The sequence below is a fragment of the Nonomuraea sp. NPDC050478 genome (assembly GCF_044458265.1).
GTDB classification, from domain to species: Bacteria; Actinomycetota; Actinomycetes; order Streptosporangiales; family Streptosporangiaceae; genus Nonomuraea; species Nonomuraea ferruginea.
Map to the genome: position 1 here is coordinate 104,803 of NZ_JBITHT010000013.1, position 16,134 is coordinate 120,936.

14 protein-coding genes and 2 pseudogenes are annotated in these 16,134 nt (G+C 65.7%); 10 read left to right on the plus strand and 6 right to left on the minus strand.

Annotated elements, in window-relative coordinates; all coding sequences use genetic code 11:
* A complete protein-coding gene (locus tag ACIBF7_RS43080) occupies positions 1 to 639 on the minus strand; it encodes a hypothetical protein (protein WP_397199719.1) in 639 nt (212 codons plus the stop codon).
* Positions 640 to 811: 172 nt separating this feature from the next.
* Positions 812 to 1,042, minus strand: a complete 231-nt coding sequence (locus ACIBF7_RS43085; protein WP_397199720.1) for a hypothetical protein — start codon at positions 1,040 to 1,042, stop codon at positions 812 to 814.
* A gap of 162 nt (positions 1,043 to 1,204) precedes the next feature.
* Here ACIBF7_RS43085 and ACIBF7_RS43090 point away from each other — a divergent pair, with 162 nt between their 5' ends.
* Positions 1,205 to 1,504: a hypothetical protein gene (locus tag ACIBF7_RS43090; protein ID WP_397199721.1), complete on the plus strand. Its 300-nt coding sequence runs from the start codon at positions 1,205 to 1,207 to the stop codon at positions 1,502 to 1,504.
* A 567-nt stretch (positions 1,505 to 2,071) separates the two neighbouring features.
* Here the strand turns inward: ACIBF7_RS43090 and ACIBF7_RS43095 are convergent.
* Both ACIBF7_RS43095 and ACIBF7_RS43100 read right to left on the minus strand, forming a co-directional pair.
* Complete coding sequence (locus ACIBF7_RS43095; RefSeq protein WP_271276495.1) at positions 2,072 to 2,443, minus strand: beta/gamma crystallin domain-containing protein; 372 nt, start codon at positions 2,441 to 2,443, stop codon at positions 2,072 to 2,074.
* Positions 2,444 to 2,491: 48 nt separating this feature from the next.
* A complete protein-coding gene (locus tag ACIBF7_RS43100; protein WP_397199722.1) occupies positions 2,492 to 2,869 on the minus strand; it encodes an SDR family NAD(P)-dependent oxidoreductase in 378 nt (125 codons plus the stop codon).
* Between the two features lie 248 nt (positions 2,870 to 3,117).
* Here ACIBF7_RS43100 and ACIBF7_RS43105 point away from each other — a divergent pair, with 248 nt between their 5' ends.
* From ACIBF7_RS43105 to ACIBF7_RS43130, 6 genes and pseudogenes are all read left to right on the plus strand, one after another.
* A complete protein-coding gene (locus ACIBF7_RS43105) occupies positions 3,118 to 4,017 on the plus strand; it encodes a helix-turn-helix domain-containing protein (protein ID WP_271276497.1) in 900 nt (299 codons plus the stop codon).
* A 323-nt stretch (positions 4,018 to 4,340) separates the two neighbouring features.
* Positions 4,341 to 4,475 (plus strand): annotated as a pseudogene (locus tag ACIBF7_RS43110) (hypothetical protein); the annotation flags it as partial.
* A gap of 25 nt (positions 4,476 to 4,500) precedes the next feature.
* On the plus strand, positions 4,501 to 5,025 hold the full coding sequence (locus tag ACIBF7_RS43115) for a recombinase family protein (RefSeq protein WP_397199748.1): 525 nt from the start codon (positions 4,501 to 4,503) through the stop codon (positions 5,023 to 5,025).
* 664 nt (positions 5,026 to 5,689) lie between these two features.
* Complete coding sequence (locus tag ACIBF7_RS43120) at positions 5,690 to 5,869, plus strand: hypothetical protein (protein WP_397199723.1); 180 nt, start codon at positions 5,690 to 5,692, stop codon at positions 5,867 to 5,869.
* A gap of 236 nt (positions 5,870 to 6,105) precedes the next feature.
* On the plus strand, positions 6,106 to 7,023 hold the full coding sequence (locus ACIBF7_RS43125; RefSeq protein WP_397199724.1) for a RimK family alpha-L-glutamate ligase: 918 nt from the start codon (positions 6,106 to 6,108) through the stop codon (positions 7,021 to 7,023).
* A complete protein-coding gene (locus tag ACIBF7_RS43130; RefSeq protein ID WP_397199725.1) occupies positions 7,023 to 7,613 on the plus strand; it encodes a hypothetical protein in 591 nt (196 codons plus the stop codon). Before ACIBF7_RS43125 ends, ACIBF7_RS43130 begins: the two co-directional genes overlap by 1 nt.
* A 41-nt stretch (positions 7,614 to 7,654) precedes the next feature.
* On the opposite strand, the gene ACIBF7_RS43135 is transcribed toward ACIBF7_RS43130, so the two are convergent.
* Entirely contained in the window at positions 7,655 to 8,470 is an 816-nt protein-coding gene (locus tag ACIBF7_RS43135) for an IS3 family transposase (RefSeq protein ID WP_397199726.1), read from the minus strand.
* A 1,325-nt stretch (positions 8,471 to 9,795) separates the two neighbouring features.
* Between ACIBF7_RS43135 and ACIBF7_RS43140 the strand changes: the two genes are divergently transcribed.
* Both ACIBF7_RS43140 and ACIBF7_RS43145 read left to right on the plus strand, forming a co-directional pair.
* Positions 9,796 to 14,292: an AAA domain-containing protein gene (locus tag ACIBF7_RS43140; protein ID WP_397199727.1), complete on the plus strand. Its 4,497-nt coding sequence runs from the start codon at positions 9,796 to 9,798 to the stop codon at positions 14,290 to 14,292.
* A complete protein-coding gene (locus ACIBF7_RS43145) occupies positions 14,279 to 15,088 on the plus strand; it encodes a hypothetical protein (protein ID WP_397199728.1) in 810 nt (269 codons plus the stop codon). Before ACIBF7_RS43140 ends, ACIBF7_RS43145 begins: the two co-directional genes overlap by 14 nt.
* Positions 15,089 to 15,361: 273 nt before the next feature.
* Here ACIBF7_RS43145 and ACIBF7_RS43150 read toward each other — a convergent pair whose 3' ends face one another.
* Positions 15,362 to 15,763 carry a winged helix-turn-helix domain-containing protein gene (locus ACIBF7_RS43150; RefSeq protein ID WP_397199749.1) on the minus strand — a complete coding sequence of 134 codons (402 nt, stop codon included), beginning with the start codon at positions 15,761 to 15,763 and terminating at the stop codon, positions 15,362 to 15,364.
* A 65-nt stretch (positions 15,764 to 15,828) separates the two neighbouring features.
* Between ACIBF7_RS43150 and ACIBF7_RS43155 the strand changes: the two are divergent.
* Positions 15,829 to 15,969 (plus strand): annotated as a pseudogene (locus ACIBF7_RS43155) (IS256 family transposase); the annotation flags it as partial.
* Positions 15,970 to 16,134 lie beyond the last annotated feature (165 nt).

Here is a 16,134-nt window from a genome sequence, read left to right on the forward strand (position 1 = left end):
TCATCCGGCATCCAGAACGGGATTGCCGTGCAGGCCTCCGTTATCGCACGGCCAGGGCCCAGCGTCCATGGGGCTCAGACCCGTACCGGAGATCAGCAGGAGCTCATCGTCCAGGGCGAACACGATCTGTCCGTGCTCGAGGATGAGGGTGCGGCTCATGATGTTGCGCTGGTCGTCCGGGGCGGCATGCAGTTCACGTGCATGCAGGTCAGCTGTGACGGCCAGGAGCCGGCCGTCACGCCAGAACACCGCGGTGCCGTCGCTGTCCAGCACCGGGTAGGAGGTGTAGTAGCCCGGCAAGTGCGGGCCTTTGCGCACCGCACCGTTCGGCTCCAACGCCACGAAATGAGATCGCGACGGCGTCCGGTTCTCGAACTCGGGCCCGACGATCCGTCCCTTGTGGTTGACCAGCGGCATCGTATGCGTGGGCCATTCGCGCAGGACCGTGCCGTCCGCGTCGTAGTGCGAGGTGGAGAACGCTCCATAGCCTTGCGAGCCGATGAGGAACTCTCCCGGGCCGAGGATCGCCTTGTGCTGCGTGGGTCCTGGCGGAGTGGCCGCGATCAGGCGCCCGTCCGTGAGGTCGAGGAAGAACGTGACGGCGATACCACTGCTGTCGTCTTCGAACGTGGCCGCCACCCGATCTCCCGCGACCAACAGGGGTGTCCAGTGATGAGCCCGGATGGAGCGTGGGGACCAGGGCCGCATCGGTCGGACCTGCCAACCGGTGTTGACACCAGCCTCGACGACCCCGAGGTAGGACACCTTGTCCAGGGCGGGCGGATGCGCTCACGCTCGTCGAAGGCGGGGCTCACGTCGTCGTCTCCAGAGTGATCCGGGTGCGGTCATGGTCGTCGGCCAGGCCGCGCAGTTTGGCGGCGCGAGCCAGGAGCCGGTCGCCGACCGGCTGAGGCGCATGCGTGCGTTGGGCGATAGCGTCGAACAGATGGAGCGCGCCCCACGTGGACAGGACCGCTGGGGAGGTGGGGAGCAGGTTGCGGAGGCGGGAAGCCCCGGCTGCTGGGCACCAGCGCTCACGCAAACGCGCTGCCGCCCCGCAGAGGCCAATGGGGGAGGGGCGAGCCACCGGTGACGTTCCTGTCGGCGCCCTGGTCACCGGTGCCGCTGAGACCCCTTGGCGGCGGCCATGGCCGCCGCATCACCCCCGACCTCGGCGCGGCCAGACGCGGAGCCGAAGGTTTCGGTGCTGGTGCTCGACGGCCCGCCCGGCGCCGGGAAGACGATCATCCTGCTGTCCGTACTCCTGCAGGCGCTGGCGAACCTGGAGAATCGGCACCCGCCGTTCACGCGGTCGGCGATGATGAAACCCGTGTCCTTGATCCAGGCGCTGCTGCACGCCTCCCCCGCCCAGGTGACGATGGACCGGATCCGCCAGCTGGTGCAGCTGGTCGGCCCTGAGGCGCCCACCGTCGAGTACAAGGCCGACATGTCCCAGGGCATCGCCCAGGCGGTCGCCGCCTTGGCCAACACCTACGATCGATAGGACGGTGGGTGTCCATGTCCACCAGGGCGGTGCTGTAGGAGTGTCCGCGCTTCTTCGCGACGTCGTCGACGCCCAGCACTGTGACTGTGCACCCGGGTCGAGGGCAGCCCACACTTCGGGCATGGGGCTTCACTCGCCACGGTGCGCGCCGCGATCAGCATGGTGTCACCGAGGTCCTCAACATTGAGGACATCCATCTCCCGCAGCGCGGGGCAGAACAAACGAAGGCAGCAGGCGTTCTCGCCTGCCGAAGCATGCAGCACAATGATCCCCACGGCCGCTCGTTGGTGATCAGGTTCTCGACAAACCAGATCGTTGACGAGCGGCCATCTCCGTGCGGGGTCCGTTACAAGATCGCGATAACGAGAAACAGCACCGGGATCCTCTCGCCGAGCTCACCCTGAGTAGCTGATCATCGTGAGTGAGCCAGAGCCAGTTGATGTCAGTGGCGGTGACGCGAACTCGCGACCTCAATGTGGGAGCCCGGCTTTCCCGGGGCTGTGCCCCGGGGCCTTGCCGGCCGGAGCGGCGATCGGGCAGGATCGCCGCCCCGATATCGCCGGCAGTTCAGAGGATCCTGATCCCCTGGATGCGGACCCCACCGGGATGGTTCGGCCAGGTGAACACGGTCCACTTCGGGATCGGCTGAGCCGGCTGCCACCTTCCGTCCCCGTACCACTGGACGCGGTTGTTACCGGTCGAGATCCGGGTGACCCACCAGATGTTCAGGGCGTACATGTCCTCTCCGGCGTTGGCGTAACAGTAGTCGACTGACGAGCTGCTGGTTGCGTGGATTGTGGCGCGCACGAGGTCGGTCCGGTCGCCGCACGGGACCTCATCGATCGCGTACGCCGCCGTCGGGAGGACGACGGCAAGTGAGGCCGTCATCGCGACGGACGCCAGAGTGGCCAGGGCCGCGCGCTTGGCGATGCGTTTCATGGACTTCTCCTTTGCAGGTGAGATTCATGCGGTGGAAATGGAGCCGGACTATCCGCAGACTTGACCAGGAGATCTCTGGCCACCTGCCGGGGTGGCTGTCTCGCTTCCGATAGGAACACCACGGCTCGTCGGCGATGGTGCGTGGGTGGTCGGCGGGGATGAAGCCGACGTTGGCCACCGCGGGTGCAGGGCGCCGAAGTGTGCCACGGTGCGGGTCACGGCGGCTTGGGCGGCCGGCCAGTCGGCGGCGGCGGCGATGATGCCGAGCAGCCGGTCGGGGTGGCCGGTCTCGTCGAGGAAGGACTTGAGTTTGGTCTCGTCGCGGCCGGTGACGGCCACGCGGTGGCCGCGGTCGAGGAGCAATCGTGCGGTGTGGGCGCCGATGCCGCTGGCCGCGCCGGTGATCAGTACGGTCTCGCCGGTCATGGTCATACTCCCGGGTGCTGGAGGTCCTGGTGGTGCATCACAGGAGGGCGTCGACGGTGATGGGCGGCCCGATCACCACTACAGAAGCTGGTCGGACAGGGTCCATCTCCGTGTCGCAGGTCGCGTTCGATTCGCTGATCCCAGGAAACCCGCCTGGCCTGGCGCGAGACAGAGCGCATTTATAGGGGGGATAAGCTCAACCCCCTTACCGTCGGCGCCTGCGCGAACCCTGCGGTTACCGTGGGAGCATGGACGACCGGCCCGACAACCGCGACCAGATCCGGGATTTCCTCGCCATCCGGCGCGCGAAGCTCACTCCGGAGCAGGTCGGGCTGCCCACCGGAGGTCGGCGCCGGGTCCCCGGGCTGCGCCGCGAGGAGGTCGCGCTGCTGGCCGGTGTGAGCACCGAGTGGTACACCCGGCTGGAGAAGGGCCACATCAGCGGCGTATCGCAAGAGGTACTCGACGCGGTCGCCCAGGCCCTTCGCCTGGACCAGGACGAACGCACCTACTTGTTCGACCTGGCCCAGGCCGCCCGGCCCGCCCGCCGCGCACCTTCGCGCCGCAAGGACGTCCAGGTCCCGCCGCGCGTCCAGTGGCTGCTGGACTCCATGACGATGTCGGCGGCGTTCGTACGCAACGGCCGCCAGGACATCGTCGCCCACAATGCGCTGGCTCGGGCCCTGCTCGCGCCGGTCTTCGACAGCCCTGCCACCACCCGGCACGGCCGCGCCAACCTCGCCCGCTACATCTTCCTCGACCCGGGCTCCCAGCGGTTCTTCGCCGACTGGGACACGGCCACCGCCATCAGCGCCGCGCTGCTGCGCGCCGAGGCCGGACGCGAGCCCCACGACCGGGCGCTACGCGACCTCGTCGGCGAGCTGTCCACGCTCAGCACCGCGTTTCGCGGCCAGTGGGCCGCCCACGACGTGCGCATCCGCCACGCTGGCGGCAAGCGGCTGTGGCACCCGCAGGTCGGCGACCTGGAGCTGACCTACCAGTCCCTTGACCTGCCCATCTCCAGCCGGACTGTGTACGACCTCACCATCTACACCACGGAACCGGGCAGCACCTCCGAAGAGCGGCTCAAGCTCCTGACCAGCCTGGCAGCCACCCAGCCGGCACACCCCACCAGCCAGCCGCGTTGAAGCGCGCCGACTTGCTCACGGCCTGCAGCTCGGGCACCTATAGCTACGGCGAGCCGCTGCGCTGACCGGGCCCCGCGGACAGGCATCGAACGAACATCACCACGACCTGAACACGCGTTCACCCCAGCATGCCAGCCAACGTGCCTTTACGTGCCTGGCAAGATCACATCTCCCTGCCCTGCGAAAAGATGCGAACAACCCCAGATAGCCACGGCGACTCAGATCCGATCCCCACTTCCGCCCCTCCTTTTCGCCCCCAAAGTGGCCTCAGAGCCCGCCGGACACCTCCCGGGCCACCCTGCGGGGAAGGAACCTGATCGGACATGGCCGACCGCGTCTACCTGCGACACTCAACCGACAAGCAGACCGACGCCCGCCAGCGGCACGCCCTGGCCGCGCTGATCGCCTCCGGCGCCCCCGTCTACGAGGACCCGGCCACCTCCAGCCGCCAGCTCTCCCTGGACCGGGGCGGGGTTCACCAAGCTGCTGCACGAGGCCGCAGTCGGCGACACCATCCGCATCGCCGACGCCGCCCGCCTGTTTCGCTCGGTCGCCGACATCCTGGCCCTGCGGCCCGTCCTCATCCGCCGCGGCCTGCACCTGCGGGTGGAGTCCGGGCGGCTGTCGGGGATCGATCTGGCCGCCGATGATCCCGGCACCAAGATGATGGTCAACGTGCTGGCCTCGGTGCTGGAGTTCCAGCGGGACATGATCAGCGAGAACACCCGCCAGGGCGTCGCCGCCGCCGAGTCCTCCGGCAAGACCCTCGGCCGCCCGACCGCGCTCCCTGCGGACAAGGCCGCCGAGGTCGTCACCGCCTACTCTCAAGGCGCCGCCATCAAGGCCCTGGCCCGCGAGCATCACGTCGCGCCCAAGACCATCCGCCGCGTCCTGGACGCCGCTCACGCCCGCCGACTCCCCGACCAGTTCGACGCGCTGTCCGTTCCCGAGGAGCCGTCGGGCCCTGCCGCGGACACGCCCGTGAGCGCCATGAGGTACGGGTTGTGACCGCATGTGATTCGTCCCATATATGCAATCTGCACCTCCCCCTCTCCTGGCAAGTCAACTGTGACGGATCCATAGTGAGCCCGATAGGGGTTGCGGTTGAGGGCATCGAACTTGTCGACTGCCTCGTACTCGCGAGCCGCGTCACAGCTCAGCGTTTCCGCTGACATTCAGCCTGCGCGTCACAGCTGCAATCAGCTGACTGCGAACTGCCACGAAACTGCCATCCCCGAATTGCCACGAGGTGTCAGTGCACTGGTCAGCGCATAGTCGGGGACTGTGCCGGCAAGTAAATCAGGAAGTCGCACTATCCAGCCGCGATCCCAGTAGCATGACTCGGCGCTTCGAGGCACACCATGATTGCAGATGTTGATCTTCTCCGTAGATGATCAATAACGCAACGTTGCTGACGGATGCGGCAGAATTGCCATCTACTGACAGATGGCATCTACATTCTGACGTGCGTTTTGCCAGCCAATGTCAGTGAAGCGTGTCACGAACGTGCCAGTAAACGCGATCGACGATCCAACGCAGGATGGAGCGGTTCCTTTAGGGCTCGTGGCGGACGCGGACGAGAGCCGCCGCAGTTGGTGCGCAGGTCGCGCTGCGGCGCGTTCTGTGCGCGGAGCCGGGGTACGGGGTGCCACCGCCCGTTACAGTGGCAGTCGTGACGATCGCAAGCGACCCCCAAACGGGGCAGGCCTCCCTCTATCGCCTGCTGAAGTCCACATCGAAAGCGGGTGCGGCTGAGGACCCGCCGGACACGATCAACACCAAGGCCATCGAAACGATCGACGAAGACGCTTCATTCGCGCTACTGGGCGTCTCGGGATTGCCGCCAAACTGACTGATGTCCCACTATCGTGAAAGGGTGACCCTTTGTGATGACGGCGTCGTCCTTTCGGCACGCGGTGCACAGCGCGGCCTGTATCGGCTGCTGGCCGAGCCTGCACGTACTGAAGGGGACGAGCCTCCACCGGACACGACACTGACCCGGCAGATCGAGACCATCGACAATGACCGAGCGATAGCTGGGCTGGCGGGTACCGGACTGCCCCTGCCATGACTGGCTCCGCAGAGTGGGTGATCATCGGAGATCCCGATGATCCGCACGTCAAAGCCGTGGCCACACGGCTGGCCAGGCCTCGCGACGGCTGGATCGTCAACGCTGCGACGCTGGCTGAGACCACCTATACGTGGCAGGACGCCCGGCTGAGCTTGCGCAAACACCACCGGGCTGAGGTGATCGCGCCGGGGATCGGCACACGCGGGTGGATCCGGCGGCTGGCTCCCGCCGACTGGCAGCGAGGCGTGGTGATCGAGTCGGTCGAGGCGGCGGAGAAGACCGCATGGTTGTCCCTGCTCACGGCCGTGCTGCGCACCTGCGGCGTGGACTGGCTCACCGGCATCGATTCGCTCGTCACGGCGGAGAACAAGCTGGTGCAGCAAACCACGGCTAGGCGCTTGGGCATTCCCACCCCGGCGACTGTGGTAACCAACGACATCGCCGCGGTGCCCGATGCCGTGGGGCCCGACATCGTCGTCAAACCGTTGGGGCCGGGACATTTCTTCGACCGCGATGAGCCGTACACGCTCTTCGCGACCCCTGTGCATGCCGACGACACTGTCCTGGAGGCGCTGGCGGGCGCGCCATTCCTGGTGCAGACACGGATCATCGCACGATCACACCTGCGGGTTGTAACGGTGCGTGATGAGGTGTGGGGAGCCGCCTTGGACGCCACGCACCAACCGCTTGACTGGCGGGCCGCGCCGATCGCCCATCGGTCCTTTTCTGTGACCGCCTTACCGCACGAGATCGCTCAGGGCGCCCGCGCCTTAGCCGAGGCGTTGGGCCTGGGCTACAGCAGCCAGGACTGGGCCGTGGCCGACGATGGCGCTTACCTGCTGGATGTCAACCCGGCCGGTCAGTGGCTGTTCTTGCCCGAGCAGGTCGCGACCCCGGTGAGCGCCGCCGTGGCGGCCTGGCTCAGCGAGTCGTGATGGCGCAGAAGGACCCGCTTCCATCTGAGGGCGGGGTGTATCTGCAGTATGTCCTTGGCCTGTGGCCGGGACGGCGGGTCCCCGTCTACGACGTCCACAGACTCGAGCCTGGCGACATGACCGGTTGGCAGGAGAGCGACCTGACCACCGTGATCGACGAGGGCCGGCGGCAACTCGACCGGCAGCACAGCGATCTGGAGCATATCCGAGGCCGTGCCCAATTCCTGTTCACCACGGCTCTCGGGCTGCTGGTGGTGATCTTCGCCAGTGTCCCCAGCATCGTTGCGAGCCTGTCGCTGTGGGCTTTCCTCATCTGGTTCGTCGGCGCGCTCGGCACCGCCCTGGGACTGCTGGGCGCCGCAGCGGTCACAGTTGCCCGCAAGGACATCGGCTGGATTGACACCACCCGCCTGTCGCGCCAGCAATCGCCAATCCACCGAGAGCTCGCCGCAGCCTACGCCCGCGCCGTCAGGACCGGCGAGAACACGATGGCGACCCACATCACGGTGCTGCGTGACGCCGTCTTCCTGGTCGTCGTCGGAGCGGTAGCCCATGCCGTCGCATGGCTGTCGGTGGTGCTGTGGGGGTGAGGCTGCCCCGGGGGCTCGCCCCGAAGTGTGGACACCGGTCGTTATGCGGCGAGCTGCACCCTATCGATGCTCTGCTGCTCGTAGTCGATCGGGCTGAGGTAGCCGATGGTGGAATGTCTCCTGCGGGTGTTGTAGCGGGTGATCCACTTGAACACCGCCAGGCGGGCCTCACGCGCCGAGGACCACCGCGTGGCTCCCTGCAGCGTCTCGCGTTTCAGAGTGGCGTTGAACGCCTCCGCCGCGGCATTGTCGGCGCTCGAGCCGACCGCTCCCATGGACTGGCGCACCCCGAGCTCGGCACAGACCTTGGCGAACTCGGCCGAGGTGTACTGCGCCCCATGATCGGCATGAAAAATCGCACCGTCCAGGCTGCCCCGCGTCGTGGCCGCGGCCCGCAGCGCGTCGGTCACCAGCTCGGTGCGCATGTGATCAGCGATCGACCAGCCCGCCAGCCGGCGTGAGCCCAGGTCCAGCACGGTGGCCAAGTAGAGGAACCGGCCGTCACCGACGGGCAGGTAGGTGATGTCACCGACATAGCGCCGGTTCGGGGCGGGCGCGGTGAAGTCCCGCCTGATGAGGTCGGGCACCGTCTGATGCGAGGGTTCCGGCACCGTGGTGCGCACCTTCTTACGCAGGTGCAGCCCGACGATGCCGGAGTGGCGCATCACCCGCGCCACCCGCTTGTGGTTGACCCTGCGACCTTGTGCCCGCAGCTCGGCGGTGACGCGCGGACTGCCGTAGGTGCCGTCGAACTCCCCGTGGATATGCCTGATCTCCGCGGCGAGTACGGCGTCGGCCGCGGCACGACCAACGTCGTGATACGGGCGATACGCATCCAGGTAGCCACGGCTGCCCAAGCCGAGGAGGACTCCGGTAACTGCTCGACGGTCAGCGGAATCGCTCGCTTGCCCAGGGCTAGCAGCAGGTCATGGGCCAGGACCTGATCCCCACTTGCTGCGGGCGTCGGATGTACGGTCACACAGCCGTGCTCCGGCGCGTGCGCCGCCAGCGCGGCATCGACGACGCCGCGTTCATCCTGCGGATCCAGCAGAACCGTCACCGGCGGCGCGCTCCCAGCAGAGAGGGGGTCAGCGTACTCATCGCTGGCCCACGGCATAACGGCTCCTCCGCTCCGCTGCCCGTGCGGGCTCGGTAGAGTCCGCACGCTTCTGCTTCGCTCTCCGCCCCCATCTTGATAGCGCATCGCTCAGCTGATCAATCATTTTGGGTAATCTTTTGCGTTATCTCGTTACAGACGAGGTTCACGGCGAGACAACGTAGATCTACCCATACAGACGATCAATGGTGAACTCTTAAGGGATCAGCGGCCGGCTGAAGGACTTCGACTTAAGCGAAGCCAAGAACCGCCCCGCGCACTGCTGCGTGGCCCAAAGGCTGCTCAACGCGCTCATCGTTCCCTGCCGCCAACGACCACCTCGAGTTCTGGCGGCCGACCTTCTAGCCCGATCGCCACCGGGCGGCACCACACCCACGCTCGACGATCAAGACACCGCCGACTCCGCCGGGCCAGCCCGCGCTTCGCCATATCCAGCAGCGTGATTCTCGTGCTCCTCCAGCGGTCCGGCACCACCTGCGGGTTCAGTGGCACCCACCACAGGCCCTCAGCGGGCCGAGTACGATGCGAAAGCTCCTGACACATCATGATCTCGCCCGATCGCCATGTCAGACAGCATCTCGCTACCCTCAATCCACCCGTCTCACGAACGGCACCATGACAGCCGGTGTGATGCAGGGAGCCGGTCTTCACCAAGTGGGGCCGAGCTGGCCGCGCGAGCCTGATGCCGACGCGTGGGACATTCCGAGTAGTCGAAATGGCCTGACTGGGCCGCCGCAGACGGGAGACCCGGACTGGGAGAGCCAGGCATGGATACCTTCGTGCCTTGCATGACGCCGAGAAGCTTTCTCTTCGTGGAGGAATCGTCACCTCTTTAGCGCACGGATTCGATGTCTCATCAGGGATATTTCGATATTGATCCCGAAATGAGCAACTCGAAAGATCGCTCGGTTACATCAGCCCTCGATGGGAGAGCGCATAAATTGAGAGGGTCGCTATTAGATGCATACAGACATCCCTTAAGGACACTTTGGCCGCGATGCTTGAGCAGTTCTTGCCGGTCATGCATTCTGAAGGGCTGGGCTGTCAGAAGGGTGCCCCTTCACTATGCCGTCATCATCCGCGAGAACTTCCCAAGATTCCAAAGTCGTCGAGACCACCATCGGCCTCGTCAGGTACCTGCGCGATCTCGCTCGCGCCGGAAAGAAGCCGATTCGTGACTGTCGTGATTACCCAAATGTCTGGTGGCTCGCCGAGCTGCCTGAGGACACACGTGTCCATCGCGACCACAGCGATGAGACTCTTCTGGAGTTGGTGTACGAGCCTCACCTGCCTCCACCAGATCCGCCGCCTGCCCTCGATGGCCGTGTCGACCGTCGCCAGCTCGCAAATCCGTGGGGTAGTGCGCCGGCCTTTCGTGATCCGACCCCGCAGCGAGAACCGGTCCCCGTAAGTGGCACGTCTCCGATTCCCGCGCTGGGCAGTGAGCCCACCTACGAGCCTGGGGCGGTCGCAGGAAAGGCGTGGCTGGAGGCCTGGCATCGATGGGCTGAAGCCGAGCGACGCGCCCAGCCGCGTCGCGACCTCTATACACAACTTCTATCAGCGGCCCGTCAGATCGATCAGCATGACGACACCCTCGAAGCCGTGCTCGCAGTGGGGCTGCTGCGCTCGGCGCCGCAGGACAGGAAGAGAATTCACCGCCATCTGATCACCGTCAGGGTCGAACTTCTCATCAACCGCGAAACGACCACCATCACCGTGAAAATCGCCCAGGAAGCAATACCGCGGTTTGAGGACCGGCAGTTTCTCGAAGCGGAGGACGGGTTCGCCGCCGATCGGGTCGAACCCTTGTGGAAGTCGCTGCAGAAAAGCGGGCATCACCCTCTCTCCGATGATGTGTGCGACCTGCTCGAAGAATGGCATTCACGGGCATTCGGCCATTCCGCACCATTCGATCGGACGTGGGGCCAGCCGGACCCAGAAGACGAAATCCCCATCACCGCTGTCGCGCCCGCGCTGATCATCCGTGAGCGCGACAGTGATCTCCTCGTCGACTGCTACCAGCACATCCTCGAAACACTGGAAAAACCTGACGTTCCCGCCCCCCTCGGGCTCGCCCAGCTCGTGTTCGACCTGGAAAAGGAGGAACGCATCGCTTGGCGCACCAGCTCCGGCCGGCAGGTCGATCTCCTTCTCGGTGACGATCCGCTGTTCCCGCTGCCCACCAACGCAGCTCAGCGTTCCGTCCTGCAACGCCTGCAGCACGACACCGCGGTCGTCGTCCAAGGACCTCCCGGAACTGGTAAGACGCACACCATCGCTAACCTCATGGCCGCGTTGCTGGCACGCGGCAAACGCGTCCTGGTCACCAGTGCGAAGGACCAGGCCCTTAAGGTCGTGCGCGACCAGCTCCCGTCCGCTCTGCAGGACCTATGCGTGCAATTCTCCCACCGCTATGCCAAAGGCTCCGACATGCTGGTCCGTACCATCTCGGCGTTGTCGGACCGGGTGGCGAGCAGCGACGCGAAACAGATCCGCCACACCATCACGGAACTGCGTGATCAGCGGGCCCGGGCGCTGCACCAGCGGGCCCATCTCCAAGAGCAGGTCTTCCGCCTGCGTGAGAGCGAAACGCTCACGTTCAGCCCAGCTCCAGGGTATGAGGGCACGCGAGCCGGCATCGTCGAAGCCGTGCGACAGCACGCTTCCACGTTCGACTGGATCGATCCACTTCCGGATCCGGTGCCGCCAGATCCGCCCTTGACGGAGACGGAGGGGCAGGAGCTCGCTCACCTGCTGCACAGCGCGGACCCGGATCGAGTCCGGTTGTCGCGTGAATTCCTGCCCCCCGACAGCGCTCTTTGCTCGCCGACCGAGTTTCGCGCCTTCGCCGCGGCGATGGCACATGAGCATGAACCCGCACCGACTCCGCTCGGCGAGCAACTGGCCGCGCTTGCGGCCGATCAAGTCGAGGCCATCAGTGGGCACTGCAACACGGCGCTGGACGCGCTGCACCGGCTCGGCGTGCCCGACCGAGCCGCTCACTGGGACGAGGCCGACTGGCGCACCACCGCATTGAGGTGCGGCCTAGCACAACGAGACCAAGCTTTGTGGCAGACCCTGGAGCAGATGACCCGCAAGGCCGTAGGCCAGCAGCAGGCCCTCACCGGACTCGGCCCCTGCCATGTCGTCCTGGCTCCGGCCGAACTCGACGTCAAACGCGCGAGAGTCCGCGCGGCACAAGACCTGAGCCACTACCTGGTCAACAGGGCTCAACGCGGGCTCATTCGACCCAAGGCGGTTCGCGACGCCGAACGGCTCCTAGCCGGATGCAGTGTCGACGGCCGGCCACCACAGACCTACAAGAGTGTCGAGGCCTTGCTGATACATCTTGAAGCCGAGGCCCTCGTCGCTGTCTTGGACGAGTACTGGCAGCACGCCGGTGCTATGCCGAAGTCAGGTCTGCTGCTCGCGCAGTTGTCCGACCTGTGCGACCGAGCCAGCGACCTGACCGCGATCAAGTCATTCGGCGGCGCCGTCCAACATATCGGTGCCGTCTTGCGCTACAACAACCTGCGCCACCTCATCCAAGCAGCTGACGGATGGGACGAACTGCTGGAAAACATTGCGTGGAGCCGACGCCAGATCATCGCCAGGCACGCCACCACGCAGCTGGACCTCATCACCGGGCACCTCACACCCCGGCCGAACGAGACCGCAGCAGCCGTGACGCAGGCCCTGCAGCGCGCCGTCCACGATCGGGACCCCTACGCCTATGAGCAGGGAGTCGATGCGCTTGCCGCAGCCATCGTCAGGAAGCATGAGCAGCGGCGCTGCGAGCAGCTGTTGGACAAGATCACAGTAGCGCACCCGTCGATGGCCGCGGCTATCGCCGCCTCACCCACCGATCCACACTGGACCGATCGGCTGGCCACCTTCGCGGCCGCATGGCACTGGGGCAGGGCCGCTGCATACTGCCGCCGGTTCAGCGATCCCGACCTGGACCGCAAACTCACCTCGGCACTGGAGGAAGCAGAACGCACCGTTGGCGACATCACTGCGGAGTTGGCGGCGCAAACGGCCTGGCTGCACTGCCTGACCCGGATGACGCAGCAGCAACGCCAAGGCCTGCAGGCCTACAAGAACCGGGTGACCGAGCTGGGCAAGGGCACGAGCAAGCGCTACGTCGAGCGTTACCGGCAAGGCGTGCGCGATGCCATGAGCGTCGCGCGGGAGGCGGTCCCGGCATGGATCATGCCGCTGCCGCTGGTCGTGGAGACCATCCAGCCCGCGCCCGACTGCTTCGACGTCGTCATCGTCGACGAGGCCAGCCAGATGCGGGTCGATTCCGCCTTCCTGCTCTGGCTCGCCCCGCACGTCATCGTCGTGGGCGACGACCAGCAGTGCACGCCCTCGAGAAGCTCCTACGGTGAGCTGAAACCCATCCATGAGCGGATCCAAGAGCACCTGCCGAACGTACGGTCGGCCTTCCGGGACGACTTCGCCCCGACCTCGAACCTGTACGCGTTGCTGCGCGCACGCTTCCCCGACGTCGTCCTGCTCACCGATCATTACCGGTGCATGCCCGAGATTATTGGCTGGTCATCCAAGCAGTTCTACCGCGACAGCCTCGTCCCGCTGCGCCAATTCGGCGCCGAACGACTCGACCCGCTCAAGGTCGTCCATGTCCAAGACGGCTACGTCGAAGGCGTTGAGCATCGGATCAGGAACAAGGCGGAAGCCGAGCAGATCGTGGAAACGCTGAGCAAGCTCTTCGCCGACCCCCGCTACACCAACAAGACTTTCGGTGTCATCGTGCTCCAAGGCGAGGGACAAGTCCGCCTCCTGGAACGCCTCATCAACGAGCATCTCGACGCCGCCGACGTCGAGCGTCACGACCTGCGCTGGGGACAACCGCCAGACTTCCAGGGTGACCAGCGCGATGTGATCCTCTTGTCGATGGTGGTCACGGACCCTCCCCAGATCGCCAGTAGCACCGTGCAACAACAGCGGTTCAACGTGGCGGCGAGCCGAGCACGGGATCAGATGTGGTTGTTCACCTCGATCCCGGCTCACCGGCTCCAGCACAACGATCTGCGGTATTCGCTGCTGACGTGGATGTCCAACCCGGCGCTGAACGAGTTCGGCCAGCAAGAACCGGCCGATGTGTGTGCTGACAACCTCCAGCGTCCCTTCGAATCGCTCTTCGAGCAACGTGTCTACCTTCGCATCCACGAACGCGGCTACCGCGTCGTGCCGCAGGTGCCCGCCGGTGGCAAGCACATCGATTTGGTGGTGGTCGGTTCGCAAGGCAGGCTCGGCGTCGAATGCGACGGCCGGGCCTGGCACAGCACTCCCGATCAAGTACGCCACGACATTCGCCGTGAGCAGGAGCTGCGGCGTGCGGGCTGGGAGTTGTGGCGGCTACGCGAAAGCGACTTCTACCTCGATCCCGACGCCGCCCTGGAGCCCCTGTGGCAGGAGCTGGACAGGCGCGGCATCAACCCTGGAGCCGTCCAGACTCGCCAGCCGGCCCTTCTCTCCTCCTGGGAGCCCATCACCCTGCACGACGACGACGGGAACCGCGATGCAACGCCTTGACGACAACACCCTGCGTCAACTCGGTCGTGTTGTCTGCGGCGACGACATGCCGTACGCGCGACGCAGTTGGGAACTGCCGAAATTCCTCAAAGACGCCGGATGGGCAGACGTCGCCGACTATGACGACGGCTCCCGCCTCGAATGGATCACCCAACGCCTTCGCGAACGACGCGACCACGTCGACGACATAGAACGCGTCATCCTCCGCCTGTGCGATCAGAGGGAATACATGGGCGAGCCGCCAGACACGGCAGCTCAGGTTACCAAAGTGATCAATGAGTTCCTCGTACATGAGGGGTACAAAGTCGAACGCCCGGCAGGACGACCGCGGATCGTCGAATGCGAACCCGGATCCGCCTCACCCGGCTCCCTCGCACCGGTCACCCTCAAAGTGACGATGTCCCAGGTCGTCGGGGACCCGCAGTTCGCGAAGGTTCTGCAAGGACGCCTGGACGAGGCCCGCACCTGCACCGACAACGGCTGCCACGTGGCCGCGATCATCATGCTGGGAAGCCTCCTGGAAGGAGTCCTGCTCGATGCCCTGCACGCCCGGTTAGGCGCATCTGCGGCTCCATCGCAGCAACGTACCCTGCACGACCTCATCAACCTGGCACGCCAGCACCGCCTCATCGGTGTGGACGTGCAGAAGTTCTGCCACACCTTGCGCGACTACCGGAACTTGGTGCATCCGCACAAGCAGGTCCGCATGGGTGAGCCGCCCGACAGGGATACCGTCGACATGTGCTGGCCTGTGGTCTACGCCACCCTGAACGATCTGGCCGCTACGCCACCTTGATGATCGGACGTGCTTCAGCGGGTGTGGCTTCGTCCTGGGTGGCGGCTTCGGCTGCGGCACTGAGGCGTCTGGGCGGTGGAGCTGACGGAGAGGCGGCCGGAGACTTTGCCGGTGACGGTGACGACCGGGGTGTCCCCGGCGGGACTAGGTGCGGGCCTTCGGTGGCCTCAGTGACTGGCCTGCCTCGTCTTCCAAGCAGATCCACGCGTCCTGATCCCGCGCGGTCCTTCCACGCTGGGCCAGGTCTCCTTCATCCAGGTGGCGATGGTGTCCTCATCGCGCTCGGCGGCACGGCCTTGCGGTACCTGAGGGGCTCCATTCGAGACGGTGCAGCAGGTAGGAGGTGCTGCGCAGGGTGTAGGAGATCCGGAAGAGTTGCTCGATCAGCGCGGTCACCCTGGCGAGGGTCCACCGCTGGTCCTCGGTCCAGCCCTGGGCGGCCGGGCCGGAGTCCAGCGCGTGCTCCAGGAACGCCATCTGCTGCTCGGTCAGCAGGCACGACGACCCGCTCGGCCCTTTGGACCGCAAGGCTTGCAGTCCGCCGTGCTGCCAGGCGCGATACCAGGTGTGGGCGGAGTCGTTGATGGCCGACAGGTAGGTGTCGATGGTGTTGGGAGCGCGGCGGCTGTTCTTCAGACTGCTTGCGCGCCGTCCTCCAGGTCGATCTCCGTCGATGCCTGGACCACAGTAACCATCAGGTGTCTCTCCTTTGCAAGGAGTTACCCCGGAGACCGTTGCAGACCCTCATCTGGCTGGTGGGCACGGTGCTGGCCGAGCAGCACGACGAGTGGACCGGAAGGCGCCGCTATCTCGGCCTGGAGATCCTGGCCGAGTATCACAGGGCGCCGAGAGAAAGACACAAGAAGACGCCACTGACATGATCGTGACTAACAATGTCAGTGTTGCTTAAACGGGATTTAGATCGCAGAGTGGTCGAATTCATACACCAATCTTGGACGCGGCCCGGCTCCGAAGTGGACTCGGGCCGTTACCCTAGTTCTGCTTCACCACGCCTAATTACGGCGATGGGGACCTCGAGCCCCATG